This window comes from Gammaproteobacteria bacterium, from assembly GCA_019748175.1.
Lineage (GTDB): Bacteria > Pseudomonadota > Gammaproteobacteria > JAIEPX01 > JAIEPX01 > JAIEPX01.
The window spans coordinates 355,107-370,493 of record JAIEPX010000008.1; the positions used below are offsets into that span (position 1 = coordinate 355,107).

The following is a 15,387-nucleotide window of genomic DNA, read 5'->3' on the forward strand; positions in this document are numbered from 1 at the left end:
AAGATCTTCGGTGCCGAATTTTAAAATATTAATCGCGAATTTAATTGGCCAAGTTGCTAATTTAATTGCTGGAATCAGAAGTGTTTTGATAAGAAAAATTGATCCAACAATAGTTTATTAAGAAAATATTAACCAAAGCTATATTTCTACATGTTATCGATAAAAGCAATGAGGGTCAAAGGTAGTATCTGTTAATAGCATGGGCATGATGTCCAGGCTAATGGAGTGGCGATATCAAAATCTAAATTACAGAATTTAAGATTAAACCCCTATGCTCTTGGCTTAAAATTTTGTATTATCTGAATCTGCAAGGAAATTTCTAGTTCAATCAAAAAGGATCTAACCATGCGTTTGATATATCCAGTTGTTGCCCTGGTGGGCGTATTAATGATTTCAGGGTGTGCTCATCGTGATGGCTCACATCATGGCGGACACGATTTTGCCGCTAAAAACTATGGCTTAACGTACGAACAGGTGCGTGAGGCAGCTCAGGATGGGGATGCTGATGCGCAATATGCCCTAGGGTATATGTATTATTATGGTCAAAATGTGACCCGTAATGGTAAACAAGCTCGCTTTTGGATTGCCAAAGCAGCGGCTCAGAACCATCAGCAGGCAATCCGAGCCTTGAAGGCTATGGGTACTCAATCTCAATATGCGAGTACAGATAATTCTCTGAGTGATTCAGCTCGTACCGTCCCCCTGCGTAATGGTGCTGACCAAAATCGATGGCAGGAGGTCAGACGTCCTCAGGCATCTGCAGAGCCTGAGCAGTTCCGTCCACGTGTGCTTAATAATGAGAACCAGGCTGTTCAAGCCCAATCTGAGTCTGTTAATGCTAACGCAAAACCATCTCAGCAAGTTAACAATGCTCCAGCTCAATTGAAAAAGGGCAAAGGGGCAGGGCAGCAAACTGCGGCCTCGGAAAAGCACCAAAAAGCTCACAAAGTGGCCGAATTGCGTAAGAAACACACACAAGCAGCATTGCACAAAAAAGACCGCAACAAGCAGCTCACCAGTAAAAAGCATGCTGGTGCTAAAACAGCTGCTCGTACTGAGCTTGAAAGCACCGAGGCTACGGATGAGCTAGGCCAAGCGGATGAAGCCAATGACCAAGGCCAAGGCCAGGCATTAAAAGGCAAACAAGCGGCTCAAGCTGGTGCCCAGTCTAAGCAAGCCTCTAAAGGTCAGGTAGCTAGTGCTTCAGATGATGCCGATGAAGCTACGGCTGATTCAGATGATGATGCTATCGTTCACCCTGGCCAAAATGCAGTGTTGAAAGGCAATAAACAAGCCAAGGGACAGGTTGGGCGTGTCAATGGTAAGCAGGGAATTGCGAGTGCGAAAGGCAATGCTAAGCTCTCTAGCGATGAACGAAGCATCCTTTCTGCACCAGCGGACCACTATACCGTACAGTTGATGGGCTCTGGTTCTAAAGCCGCAATTCAGAAGGTGGTTGCGAACAGCCAGATTCAGCAAAAGGCGAAGGTGTATCATACGACGCTGAAAGGCAAGGACTACTACGTGTTAATCTACGGTTCTTATCCTTCTCAAGCAGCGGCAAATGCAGCGATTGCGCACCTTCCAGCCAAGCTTCAACAGCTTAAACCATGGGTTAAGCCTTATGTCAGCGTGAAAGCGAGTATCAAGACTGCGACTGCCTCTTCTGAGCAAGCGTCTGAACACAGCTAGTCTATAAGTTCTCAGTATACACTCAGCCCAGAGTACTCTGGGCTGGTGTTTTCTAGTTTAAAACAGCAAGAATTTTCATGCCAAGTTCTACAGTTGAAATGCCTTACTAAGCCTCCTGCGCCCTAAATCTAAAGACTATTATGCTTCTAATAAAGTGACCCCATAACCCCACTTTACGGCATGGTGGAGCCCGGCAAAAAGCGGGGTAGTAAGCTATAATTATAGATGAGTAGATTATGAAGAGGGGTGTATGAAAGTTAAAGAGAAATCAGGTAGTAATGAAATACAACAACAACGAGAAATATTGGCTATTCAATCGGCGACAGGCGCTACGCCGGAATTAATTTCGTCTTTAGCTAAAAACGCATTTGAAAAATATATTACACGCTATAATAAATTTATGAATGAAGAAGAACCTAAAGCAGCACTCAAAATCTCTGCTGAAGAACATTTACGAGCCAAAAGTGAACTTCAACTATTAACACCAGATAAAATTAAGCGCGATCAAGAAGATAATAGTAGAAAAGAAAAGAAGGAAAAAGGCGAAATAGTACCTGAGTTTACACAAGCGGAGAATGATCAGCGTGCCAATTTTGATAGAAAATATGCACAAGCTGATGGAGACTTTACTCGTGCTAGAATGAATAATGAAAAGTTTTTACCAGAGAGCATGGAGGGTATTTTGGCATTGATAATTCTAGAATGTGGCGAAGCTGTACAGGCATCCAAAGAAACTAATACTCCGCTTAAATTGGCTCCAGAGGACACAAAACAATCTAATGCGCTGATCAAAGCTGTAAAAGGTAATTTGCAAAGTAAAGCAGACAAAAATCAACATGATGATGATAATGATATCATTAACAGTTTACGAGCATCAAAATATGTTGCTGCTCGTGATATAGTGCAAGGCCTATCTAAAAACTTATTACTTACTCCCGAAAAGAAGCGTGCACAAAGTTGGAATACGGTACGAGCAAGCATCAAAGAATCTCGTGATTCAGCGCTGTTAGCAGCAAAAAAACCAGATGTACAAGCTTATTCAGATACTGAATTTAAATACTCCCAAACGCCTGCTATGGATAAAGATGCTGTCAGACGAAGAGAAGATTCAGTTGGTCATCTAAGTAAAATGGTAATCGAACTTAGGCAATATGTTGATCAGTTTTATAAATTTGCATTGGCTGGTGAAGATAAGATTAATATCGTAAAAACTGAAGCGGTATTGGAACATATGAACCAACAGCTTGCTGCATTTGAAGAAATGCCGGAAATTTTTAAGAGAAAGCTCGAGAAAGTCATTGATGGCTATAAAGGTCTTGAGAAAGAACTCAGAAGCGCTGTCTTAGATTACAAACAAGCACAGCAAGGTTCTGAAGTAATACAGTCTGCTGTTGCGGAAAAAAGTCCGGAAAAAAGTAGTCCTAGAGGTCAACAGAAAACAAATGTGGAAGCACAACCTCAACAACCAGAACAAGGTTCTCCAAAAGGCCCTAATGTTGGGTGGGTTCAAGCTAGAATGAAAGAAAAAGATCAAGTTAAAACACAAGAACAAGGTTCGAAGTCAACACACCATGAATCTGTCGTTACGATGGGAAGAAAATAATTAGGATTTAATGTGATTGAAATAATAAGTTGTGATTAAATTCCAAAAGATTGAATCTCAAGAATGCAATCAACTTGAGGAGCTTCATCACTATTGTCGTCTTCAAGATGTTGAGGTTCTTCTTTTTCTTTAAACCCTGCAAATGCTAAGCTACCATTGGTGAAAGCAAAAGTTGAAAAAGTGTTCAGATCTTTATTTTTTTCAACATGCCTTGTTTTTTGCTCATCTTTGAGTATACGTAAAGAAGTGCCATTACTGAAGACCAAGCTGAAATTTCCAGCTTGAGAAAATGAAGCCCGTGAAACTTTTTCGCCAATTTTATCGTAATTAAAGTAATGAGTAAATTGGACATGTTCAAGAGTCGAAGTGGTCTGATCAAATAAGCAAGTAAGATAACCATTATTAACATTAAACACGATTAATAATTTACTATCTTCATTTTCTGCAATACCCAGTATTCGTAACCCATTGTCATAAACTTTATTGAGAGTCGATAAAGGCGTTATCTCTGGAATTGAATGGGGTTGTTGAAAGTCAAAATTTTCTGATGCAGTAAATTGCCAAGCATTTGTAGATTTATTTTCTTGTAAATTCCAAGCGATTAAGCGCCCATCTTTTAAGCCTAAAAATACAGTGCGAGTATTGTTGGCAAGGACGGAGCAAACTCTGACTGGAGGTAAATCCAGTTTAGTTGCGATTCCATCAGTTAAATTAACGAGATAACTTTCATCACCGTCATTTTCTAAACAAATTAGAACAAGACCGTCTGTTAATTCATAAATTGAACGAGTTTTATTCTGGGGTAATAGGGGAAGGTATTTAACTGGTTTTGCTGGAAGATTGTTGTTAAGTAATGCAATTGTTCCGTCGGGGTAACTGCAGATCAAATTGCCATCACGAAGCTGATTAAAAAAAACGTTATCAAACTGCAAGAGATCAAAATCAGGTTTTTGAGGAACAACTACTTGCCTGACAGAGGTGGGGTCTGAAAAGAAATTGCAAGGGGCAATGGCATACTTCAATTTGATGGGAGAGTGATTTGCTTGAACCGCTGCGGGCAATGATGGTGCTTTTTTGAGTTTATCAAGAGTTTGCTCACCAGAATTATGAATCACTTTCAATTGTGCCATGATAAGCCCCTAAATTGTATGGATGATGTAGCTTGATAACATATTTTACGGCGGAAGTCAATTGATATTGGGGCGTATTAGATAACTATCGCAAGGAAATTATAATAAAATAACAATAAATTGATCATGGTTTTTGGTGCCGAGGGTGGGACTCGAACCCACACGGGGGGTTACCCCACCAAATTTTGAGTCTGGCGCGTCTACCAATTCCGCCATCTCGGCACTCAAGACGAGTATAACAAGTTAATGGCTTTATAGTCTAGCTTGGGAAGGGGTCAAGTCTTGAATTATGAATTTAGGCAGGATAGGCAAGTCCTATCCTGCCTAAATTCATAATTCAAGACTTGACCCCTTCCGATTTCCCCTTGACCCCTTACCATTCTTTTGTAACCATGCACCATTTAAGAATTGGGTATTTTATGCGCGTTTCTGATTTTGATTATGAACTTCCTCGTGAATTAATTGCTCGTTATCCTTTAGACAAACGCAGCGCGAGTCGTTTATTACATTTGAATCCAGTCAATGGATCGCTCAGTGATTATCATTTTAAAGATATTATCGGCTTCTTTGCGCCTGGAGATTTATTGGTGTTCAATAACACCAAAGTGATTCCAGCGCGAGTTTATGGGCAAAAATGCACGGGCGGTAAAATTGAGTTGCTGATCGAGCGAATTTTACCCGACAATCGATTGCTAACTCATCTAAGAGCCAGTAAATCTCCGCAGGTGGGTTCGGAATTACTGTTGAGTGGTGATCAACGTGCAAAAGTTTTATCTCGCCATGAAGCCTTGTTTGAGTTGCAAATGGATTCGGCGCTAGACATTTTTCAGTGGCTTGAGGAAGTGGGGGAAATTCCACTGCCGCCCTATTTAGATCGAGAAGCCGAAGCGAGTGATAAAGAACGTTATCAAACGGTATTTGCTGAATATCCAGGTGCAGTGGCAGCTCCAACGGCGGGTTTGCATTTTGATGAGGAGTTATTGGCTGCAATAGCAGAAAAAGGTATTCATTCAGGCTATTTGACTTTACATGTTGGGGCGGGGACCTTTGCCCCGTTGCGTGCAGAGCAAATTGCCGATGGTAAACTTCATGCTGAGAGAATTGAAGTCAGTGCTGCGTTATGTCAGCAGATTCGAGAGACTAAGAGTCGAGGCAATAAAGTGATTGCGGTTGGAACGACTACTGTGCGTGCCTTGGAATCGGCAGCAGCGCAGCGATCAGATATTCAGCCTTATCATGGAGAAACTGATATTTTTATCACGCCAGGATTTAACTTTCGCGTTGTGGATGCGATGATTACGAATTTTCACCTTCCGCAATCTTCCTTATTAATGCTAGTAAGCGCTTTCGCGGGTTTTGAGAATGTGATGAACGCTTACAGATACGCTGTTCAACATCAATATCGATTTTTTAGTTACGGGGATGCCATGTTGATTGGGAATTGTGATCTATAGTATTCAGGTCACAAAGATCTCATTTTGCTTCAATGATCGATTGTAATTATCTGTTTATATTGATATTTATATTACCAATTTGAAATGGCATGAACCCATTATAGGAGAATATTTGAATGAAATTTACTGTGCAGACGACAGAAGGTAAGGCCCGTCGAGGTCGATTGGAATTTGATCGCGGCGTTGTTGAGACCCCGGCTTTTATGCCTGTTGGAACGTATGGCTCTGTGAAAGCCATGACTCCAGTGGATGTCAAAGAGACTGGCGCGCAAATTCTTTTGGGGAATACTTTCCACTTAATGCTAAGACCAGGCCCCGATATTCTTAGAGAGCATGGAGGGCTTCACGGCTTTATGCAATGGTCTGGACCTATCCTGACAGATTCTGGTGGTTTTCAAGTTTTCAGTTTAGGTAAGATGCGAAAACTCACCGAAGACGGGGTAAAATTTCAATCACCTATCGATGGCTCGCCTGTTTATTTAACACCCGAAATTTCAATGCAGATGCAGCGAGCTTTGGGGTCCGACATCGTGATGGCCTTTGATGAATGCACCCCTTATCCAGCGACTAGGCAGCAAGCAGAAGAGTCTATGGCATTGTCCATGCGTTGGGCAAAACGCAGCAAAGAGGCGCACGCTGATAATCCATCAGCATTATTCGGTATAGTTCAGGGCGGGGTATTCAACGATTTGCGAAGTCAATCAGTACAAGAATTACTCAAGATTGGCTTTGATGGGTATGCTATCGGCGGTCTTTCTGTCGGTGAGCCTAAGCATGAAATGATGTCTGTTTTAGAACATATTGTTCCTGAAATGCCTGAGACGCATCCGCGATACCTGATGGGAGTAGGAACTCCTTCTGATTTAGTAGAAGGCGTGAAACGTGGCGTTGATATGTTTGATTGTGTAATGCCCACTCGAAATGCGCGCAATGGGCATTTATTTGTTTCAGGAGGAATAGTACGAATTCGTAATAGCCAATATCGAACCGATATGCGACCGCTTGATGATCAATGTGATTGTTACACGTGCCAGAATTTCACACGGTCCTATTTGCATCATTTAGATCGTTGCAAGGAAATTTTAAGTTCAATGTTAAATACCATCCATAATTTACGCTATTACCAGCGATTAATGGCAGATTTGCGTCTCGCCATAGAACAAGGTACATTATCCGAGTTTTCCCTTGCGGGATCTGAACCGTTTGACGAGGAGTTAGCATGAAATTAATCACTAAAGTTATTTTGGGTTTTGTGGGTTTAGTAGGTGCATCAGATGTATTAGCAGCAGCGGCTGCTGGATCTTCTGCAGCCCCTTCTGCTCAAGAGAGCATTATGAGCATGGCTCCTATGCTGATTGGTATTTTGTTACTCTTCTATTTTATGATTTTTAGACCACAACAAAAAAAGCAATCAGATCATCGTAAATTAATGGAATCACTCAGTCCTGGTGATGAAATTATCTCTGTAGGTGGTATGGTGGGTCGAATCGTCAAAATGTCAGATGATTTTATTCGCATTGCATTGGACGACGATGTTGAAATCACTCTGCAAAGAGGTGCTATTGCAAAAGTGCTTCCCAAAGGCACAATGAAATCACTCATTTAATTTAGGTAAGGAAATTATGAATCACTATCCATGGTGGAAAAATTTATTGTTAGTGGTTGGCCTCGTTATTGGCGCAATTTACTCACTTCCCAATTTATACGGTGAAGATTATGCAGTTCAAGTTTCATTGGGCGAAAGTAAACCCATTGGAAAAGAAATTGTAGAAAAAGTTCGTAATGTAATTGCTCAACAAAATATCCGTTATTTATCAGTTCAAGATGTCGATGGACAAATATTGGCACGATTTCCTGACACGGATTCTCAGTTGAAAGCCAGTGATTTTATTAAAGCAGATTTGGGCGAAGATTATATTGTTGCACCTAATTTAGCACCACGAACGCCTAAATGGCTGCAAGCTATTGGAGCTAGCCCTTTAAAACTGGGACTAGATTTAAGAGGTGGTGTGCATTTCTTACTGGCAGTTGATGTTGATGAAAGTACTAAAGCACGAGAGAATGGAGAAATTCATACAATTAGTAATGATTTACGACGTGAGAATATTCGGTATAGCGCGATCAAACGAGATGCGCAAAATGGCATTCAAATTGAATTTCGTGATCAAGACACCTTAAAAAAAGCCTACTCGTATTTACCCACACACCTGCAAGATTATGTTGTTACCATGGATGACAATAATGGCGTGTTTAAAATAAATGCCAAAATGAATGAAGTGGCTCAAAATAAATTACGTGATTATGCTGTTGAACAAACGATGACAATTCTATTAAATCGAATTAATGAGTTGGGTGTCAGTGAAGCCGTCGTTCAACAACAAGGATTAAATAAAGTCTCTGTTGATTTGCCCGGTGTACAAGATACCACACGAGCAAAAGAAATTATCGGAAAAACGGCTAGTTTGCGATTTCAGATGGTTGATGATGAGCATGATATTGCGAGTGCTCAAGCAGGTGTAGTGCCACTAGGAACACGATTATATGATTATGATGGACGACCTGTTTTACTGAAAAACGAAGTAATTTTGCAAGGTAGTTCAATTACGTATGCAACATCTGCTTTAGGTGAAAATGGACATCCTACTGTCAATGTACGTTTAGGCGGTGGCGGTGAAAGTATTTTTCACAGAACAACAGCGGAAAGTATTGGTAAGGCAATGGCTGTGATTTACGTAGAAACGAAAACAGAAAAAAAATTAGTTGATGGTAAATTAGTAACAGTAAGAAAACCTATTGAAAAAGTGATTAGTGTTGCAACAATTCAATCGGCATTAGGTAATAATTTTGAAATCACTAATTTATCCAGCGCTCAATACGCACAGAATTTAGCATTACTTCTACGGTCAGGCGCATTTACAGCCCCAATAGAATTTATACAAGAGCGAATTGTAGGTCCTAGTTTAGGTAAAGCGAATATTGAAAAAGGTGTGAGATCAATATTAATAGGTATCATTGTTGTATTTTTCTTTATGATGATGTACTACCGTTTATTTGGTGTATTTGCTGATATTGCGCTATTGCTCAACGTGATTTTCATATTAGCCATTTTATCATTGTTAGGGGCCACTCTGACGTTACCTGGTATTGCGGGTATCGTTCTTACTATCGCTATGGCAGTTGATGCCAATGTATTGATTAACGAACGTATTCGAGAAGACTTACGCAATGGAATGAGTCCTCAAGCCAGTATTAAAGCGGGTTATGAAAGAGCGTTAGCGACTATTATAGATTCAAATGTAACAACATTAATTGTGATGATAGTACTCTTTGCCTTAGGTAGTGGTATGGTGAAGGGATTTGCTGTTACTGTCACGATTGGTTTATTCACCTCAATGCTTACTGCAGTGATGTATACACGTTCTCTCGTTAATGTAATTTACGGTCGTCGACAAGTGAAAAACTTGTCCATTGGTCGTGTTATTGTTGCAAAAGGATAGAGACATGGAATTTTTTAAAACCAATACTAAAATCGATTTTATGGGGCAGCGAAGGAAAGCGGCCATTTTTTCGGTTGTAATCTGTGTACTATCCTTCCTGATACTTGGAGTAAAAGGGCTAAACTTAGGATTAGATTTTACTGGGGGTACTCAAATCGAAGTATCATATCCTCAAGCAGTTGACATTGGTAAAATTCGTGAGGAGTTAACAAACGCAGGATTTCCCGAAGCAACAGTACAACCTTATGGTTCTTCTCATGAACTTTTAATTCGATTGGGTGAACAAAAAAACCTAGATCAAAAACAATTGCAATCTAAAATACAAACAGCACTTGTAGGAGGTAATGTAGCTCAAGTGGAATACATCGGACCGCAAGTGGGAAAAACTTTGGTAACGAACGGAATTTTAGCCATTATCGTGTCATTGTTAGGAACCTTGGTATATGTAGCACTACGATTTGAGTTACGTTTCGGTTTTAGTGCGATTGTCGCACTTATTCACGATCCTATAGTTACGTTAGGCGTGTTTGCATTAACAGGTCTTGAATTTAATCTGATCACACTTGCCGCAGTATTGACTATTATTGGGTACTCTATCAACGATACCATCGTCGTGTACGATCGAGTGCGAGAAAATTTTCGATTGATGCGAAAGGGAACGGTGTTAGAAATTATTAATCGATCAATCAATCAAACTTTGTCGAGAACGATCATGACCTCCGGGCTCACATTAATGGTTGTTACAGTGCTATTCTTTTTCGGAGGAGAAGTACTGCGTGGTTTTTCAGCTGCTTTGATTGTCGGGGTTATTATCGGTACCTATTCATCTATTTATGTTGCCGGATCTTTGGCTGTCGCTTTGGGTCTTGAGCGCAAACATTTAATGCCACCCGAAAGAACGGATGAATTAGGCGACCGTCCTTGACAGCATCTCCCGGTTAGTGATTTTGGAAAATCTTCAAACACCTTGTGCAAATGATTTGTCTCAGCTGGAAACCATTAGTTAGCTATTAATTTGCTGAAGCAAAGCTTTAAACATTTTGGGATTTCCAGCGATAATATTTCCCGAAGAGAAATAATTTTCTGAGCCTTCAAAATCACCTACTAATCCACCCGATTCTTTGATCAATAAAATTCCTGCAGCAAAATCCCATGGGCTCAATTTCATTTCAAAAAAGCCATCGAATCTTCCTGCAGCAACGTATGCGAGATCAAGTGCAGCGGAACCTGCGCGACGAATAGTAGCTGTTTTGAGAAATATTTTATCAAAGAGATTTAAGTAGGGTGCTTGTAGATCGGCAAATTTGACAGGAAATCCAGTGCCAATAAGAGCATTCTCTAAACGTTCGCATTTGCTCACTCGTAGACGTGTATTATTTAGTTTTGCACCGCGTCCACGGCTTGCAGAAAAAAGTTCGCCTCTTATCGGGTCATAAATAACGCCATGCTCTATTTTTCCACGGTATTGATAAGCGATGGAAACAGCATAATGGGGGACGCCGTGAATAAAATTGGTCGTTCCATCGATTGGATCTATAATCCACACTGATTCATCATTAGTTTGAGATGATTCACCGCTTTCCTCGGCTAATATTTTGTGATTTGGATAAGCTGTGTGGATAATTTGTATGATGGTTTGTTCGACTAGCTGATCAATGTCCGTCGTAAAATCCTGAACACCTTTTTCAATGACTTTTACTTTATCCATTCGCTCGGATGCTTTAAGAATAATACTGCCTGCACTACGAGCTGCATTTTCTGCGATATTGATAATTGGATGCATTGATGAACGTCTCTTCGTGGAAATAACAATCTAGAATACATTTTAAATGGGTTGGGGTCAAATGGCTAGCATCTCTCAGCATCTCCCGGTTAAGAATGTTGGGAGTTTTGGCCGCTCAATGCCTCATATTCTTGGTGGTTTATTTTTTCTTTGATAAAGATGACTCTGTGACTGACCTACTTCTATTGCCAGAAATAGAACCAGAAGATCCATCAGGAATGGTAACCTTACCACTGTCCCTTTTAGAGAGACTGCTTTGCAGCCCACGAGGAGAGGTCGGACCGCTATGAGCTAGAAGATCCGCATTAGAGGCTCTACGTGGATTGGCCAGTATCAAAGAAGACCTTTGTTTTGATGGTGGTGGACTAAAATGACCTCTAGGAGAAACACCATGCTCCTGTGGTGGAGACAGCGGTATGAGTTTACTTCTTAATTCATCTGGATCAAGATCTTTAGCTGGACCATCAGTTTTAGAATTTTGAATTCGTGGTGCGAAATTTTGTAGACGGGCATGGGTTTCTTTCCATCGCCAACTTGTTATTGGTAGAGATTTAGCCGCATTCAACAACGCAATTAATGAAGCTGCATCAGACCGAGTTAACTTAATCGATAGTTTACCTTCTACTAAGAAAATGAGTCCAATAATCGCAATATCGGCGTGAGTGATTATTAGACAGTTATCTTGACGTAAAATAATCTGATCATAAGATATGTTCACTTTATTGCAATAAGAATAAACGCGGGCAGCACGCAGAAATAATTTTTGTAGGGATTCAAGATCATTGATAAAAGAACTTTCATCCTCTCCATCAGGGATAAGTTTACATTGCCAAACACAGTTCTCATTTTGTTTTATTAAGTCGATAGATATAATTGAATCGCCGAAGCTTATCTTAATTGGTAAACAATCGAATCGATGATTAAATGCGATTATGTTTTCGACGGAATACGACCTTGTAAGCACTAATTGTTGCTCTTCATTCATGTCGATAATTTTCAATTGTTCTGTCATGACTTGTGTTGAGTTAATAGGAAATGGAGTATAGTGTTCAGAATATGTCAGTGCATTTTTTATCAATTCTACTCTATCGGCTGGTGTTAAACCGCTGGTCATTATTTCAGATGCTTCAAGTACTGGTGGGTGAGCAAGGGAATAACAGGCCAAATATGCGGGTATTGCTGGAAAATATCCGTCAATGAATACAGCATTTTTTAATGATCGTGCAAGGTCTTCAAGGTCTTTTTCTATTAAATGTGGTTTTGTGTTAGGATATTTGTCTATGTAGGACTTTAAAAACTGAAAAATAATTAACACAGCAGGAGCGAATTTTTTAGTATTAGGATTCTCACTGGTAGGTTTATTATACAGATAATATCTTGCAATTTTAAACAGTGTATATTCATCAAGATCTCTTTCTTGGCCTTCGTTGATTTGGATCATCCTTTTATCATCTGCTTCGACTTCTTTTTTTACTGTTATATATTGAGCTTTATCGCGATCTGTTAGCCAGATTTCATCCCTTTTTTGAGTGGAAGGATTTTTACTCAATAGATAATATAGCCATCTCAATCCAGTAATAAAATTTCTTTCTTCGTCAGGAATTGAACAACCTTGGGTTTCAGATAATTCATGTTGAAAGGATAAAACATCAGATCGTGATCTCTTATTATTATTTTTTAAACGAGTTTCCCAGAGAATCATAGCCTTGATGAGATGCCCCAAAGGAGAGGCATTATTTTGTTCAAGATTGATAGGGAGAGGAGAGGCGCCACCTGTTTTAGAAGCAATAAATGAAGGAGCACGAGGACTTTTTGTTATTGGAAGTGGTATGTCTATAGAGCCGCTAGGTGATCGACCTGGGGATAGAGGAAATTGGGGGGAAGCGGTTCTTCCGCTAGATGAGGGGAAACTGTGATCAGAATCTCGAAGTGCTTTTAGAGTAGGTATGTTAATAGAGCGAGAATTACTTAAATGAGGATGTTGTTCATAGGGTCTAGGAGAGATTTCGGGTGAATCAGAATTGTTTTTTTTCACTGCAATTACATTTAAACGTAGTGATAACTTTCTGGGTCTTTCTGGCGAGCCATGCGTAGGTGTACCGATTACAGATGGGAGTGTGGATGGGTTGGATTCATGTTGAGGTTTCAATTCAATGTTAGTAGATGAATGACATTTTAAGGATAGCCTCGCCATTTTTTCTGCAGCATAATAATTACCATCATAAAAGAATAGTAATGCGACTACGGCATCTCGAAGACCCTTTCTATTATGAGTAAAATTGAATGCATCATATAGTGTATTATCGGTAAGGTCAGGCATTAGTCGTGAACTGAAATGATACAGTTTCTTTTCCAATACTTTTAAATAACTAAAACCACATGGAACAACCATAGTTGTTTCTTTTTTATCATTTAATACATGACGAAGTTGTTGACGTACTTGAGTACAGTGCTTGAACTGAATAGTATCACTAATTTTTGTCTCTGCTGACAAAACGTCTACAGGAATGTAACGGTTATTGAGCCCTGTAGAGCATGTTAAAGGACCCCAAATTATTAAATATTTATTGAACTCTGTTTTTTGAAGTACTTGTTCACAAAAAATACGGGGATCTGAGAATTCGCGACAATATTTTTTTTCAATGGCACTCGTGAGAATCTCTCGAAGATCAGAATTAGAACATAATATTCTGATAATTTCAGCGAAGCAATACGGATTTTCACTGTTAAGTAGATCGTCGATAATTATCTTGAGGTCAGACTGCTCTATTTTGTCAAAGTCATCAGTAGCAATCTGTAAAAGGTATTTAGAAAGTTGATATTGAACTTGTTTTGAATATCGAGGGACGCTGGTGACGATATTTACGTTTGTGTTGGTATTGTTAATTTGTTTCTTGCAAGTAATTTCAGCCTCTTTATAAAATACGCAAGCTTCAGAATAATTCTTGGAGAAAAATTCCGCTAACACAAACCAGATATCGAAAATTTTTGTTCGCCAACGATAAGGTATTGCAATACACTGTAATGTTTCGAAATGACGGAGCCATTGATTTAACGATAATGGTTCTGCTAATACGTAAGCTGCAGTTCTGATAAAGGTGCCTATAGAAGAGCCGTTATTCTCGAGAATAATAGCGCATTGAATAGCTTTTTTGATAAAATCAGCGTCTTTGTTAGCGGCAAGTAGCAATTGATAAGCTTCTGAAAAAGCATCTTCAATTACCTTCATTTTTTGCAATGTTTCGACAGGTGTTTCAGTATTTTTAATTGCTTCAATCGTGGGAAGTGTATCGAGAGAGCTCTCTGAAGTTTCTGAGAGATTCATATAATGATATTTTAAAAGTTGATTTTCTACATAGACGTAGATTGGATCATTAGATGCTTTTAAAAATGTTAAAAAATAGTTTGATCGATCTCTGTGAACATATTGTTCTAATTCATTATCATCCGATTGCGATTTTAAATCTTTGTGATAATCGAGAGATTCTAGAGCAGCAGAGGTCCATAAAGACCATTCATTGTCATTCGTTTGAAGCATTGCATCGTTAATAAGATTTAATGCAGTCTTTATGAGATTTAGAAGAAATGTTTTGTTTTTTTCTTGTGAAGTGAGTTTTTCCTGTTCTGTGTTAGGCTCTGGATTAAGATGTTGATATTTGTAAAGTATATCACGAATGAGTTTTGCTAATTTCTCTAGTTTGGAACAATACGATTCTGTTTTGGAAAAACAGTTAGAAAGTTCTAACCTGATAACATTAATATTTTGCCATAGTGAATGAATATTCCCGGGGTCATTCAAAAATTGTATGTCTGGATTAAGAAAATCATGACATGGCAAGAGTAACAATTGCTTTTCTAATTGGCCAAGGTCATCTGTAAAATAACCTCTACTCAGTAATGACAATTTTAATGCGAACTTGAAAATGTTCTTTTGTTCTGTATGGCCTTCCGTTTTGATTTTATTAATTAAGAAAGCTTCAAGATGATTTCTTTTCTGCTCATTGTTTAGTGTTGCGTCAGTTATGATTTCTCTAATTTGAAAAGAGGTTAATGTAGAAGGGCCCAATTTTGCTCTACTTGCCTCATCAAGTGATTCAATGAAAATCATTTCCTCATCTTGCATAGGAAAGATTTTGGTAAGTTGATCGTAGAGTTGTTTAATGTTCAATGCGCTTCCCTCTTGGTGGTTCTTTGTAATCTTCCACTAAATAGTAAAATATCATGATCG

General features: G+C 39.3%; 10 protein-coding genes and 1 tRNA gene. 7 read left to right on the plus strand and 4 right to left on the minus strand.

What is annotated here, in order from left to right; translation table 11 throughout:
- Positions 1 to 345 precede the first annotated feature (345 nt).
- A complete protein-coding gene (locus K2X50_04600; protein MBX9586519.1) occupies positions 346 to 1,692 on the plus strand; it encodes an SPOR domain-containing protein in 1,347 nt (448 codons plus the stop codon).
- Positions 1,693 to 1,942: 250 nt separating this feature from the next.
- Positions 1,943 to 3,295, plus strand: a complete 1,353-nt coding sequence (locus K2X50_04605) for a hypothetical protein (GenBank protein MBX9586520.1) — start codon at positions 1,943 to 1,945, stop codon at positions 3,293 to 3,295.
- A 35-nt stretch (positions 3,296 to 3,330) separates the two neighbouring features.
- Here K2X50_04605 and K2X50_04610 read toward each other — a convergent pair whose 3' ends face one another.
- A complete protein-coding gene (locus tag K2X50_04610; GenBank protein MBX9586521.1) occupies positions 3,331 to 4,425 on the minus strand; it encodes a hypothetical protein in 1,095 nt (364 codons plus the stop codon).
- 134 nt (positions 4,426 to 4,559) lie between these two features.
- Positions 4,560 to 4,647 (minus strand) — tRNA-Leu (locus K2X50_04615).
- Between the two features lie 197 nt (positions 4,648 to 4,844).
- Here K2X50_04615 and queA point away from each other — a divergent pair.
- The 5 genes from queA (at position 4,845) to secF (ending at position 10,301) form a co-directional block, all read left to right on the plus strand.
- Positions 4,845 to 5,879: a tRNA preQ1(34) S-adenosylmethionine ribosyltransferase-isomerase QueA gene (gene queA / locus K2X50_04620; protein ID MBX9586522.1), complete on the plus strand. Its 1,035-nt coding sequence runs from the start codon at positions 4,845 to 4,847 to the stop codon at positions 5,877 to 5,879.
- Between the two features lie 116 nt (positions 5,880 to 5,995).
- The gene (gene tgt, locus K2X50_04625; GenBank protein MBX9586523.1) at positions 5,996 to 7,102 is read left to right on the plus strand and encodes a tRNA guanosine(34) transglycosylase Tgt; all 1,107 of its coding nucleotides are present in this window, start codon (positions 5,996 to 5,998) and stop codon (positions 7,100 to 7,102) included.
- Positions 7,099 to 7,485: a preprotein translocase subunit YajC gene (gene yajC / locus K2X50_04630; GenBank protein ID MBX9586524.1), complete on the plus strand. Its 387-nt coding sequence runs from the start codon at positions 7,099 to 7,101 to the stop codon at positions 7,483 to 7,485. The genes tgt and yajC overlap by 4 nt, the downstream gene beginning before the upstream one ends.
- A gap of 16 nt (positions 7,486 to 7,501) precedes the next feature.
- Complete coding sequence (gene secD / locus K2X50_04635) at positions 7,502 to 9,376, plus strand: protein translocase subunit SecD (GenBank protein MBX9586525.1); 1,875 nt, start codon at positions 7,502 to 7,504, stop codon at positions 9,374 to 9,376.
- 4 nt (positions 9,377 to 9,380) lie between these two features.
- The gene (gene secF, locus K2X50_04640; protein ID MBX9586526.1) at positions 9,381 to 10,301 is read left to right on the plus strand and encodes a protein translocase subunit SecF; all 921 of its coding nucleotides are present in this window, start codon (positions 9,381 to 9,383) and stop codon (positions 10,299 to 10,301) included.
- Positions 10,302 to 10,379: 78 nt separating this feature from the next.
- On the opposite strand, the gene K2X50_04645 is transcribed toward secF, so the two are convergent.
- Both K2X50_04645 and K2X50_04650 read right to left on the minus strand, forming a co-directional pair.
- Positions 10,380 to 11,159, minus strand: coding sequence for an inositol monophosphatase (locus K2X50_04645; protein MBX9586527.1), 780 nt, complete (start codon positions 11,157 to 11,159; stop codon positions 10,380 to 10,382).
- Positions 11,160 to 11,298: 139 nt separating this feature from the next.
- The gene (locus K2X50_04650) at positions 11,299 to 15,327 is read right to left on the minus strand and encodes a hypothetical protein (GenBank protein ID MBX9586528.1); all 4,029 of its coding nucleotides are present in this window, start codon (positions 15,325 to 15,327) and stop codon (positions 11,299 to 11,301) included.
- Positions 15,328 to 15,387 lie beyond the last annotated feature (60 nt).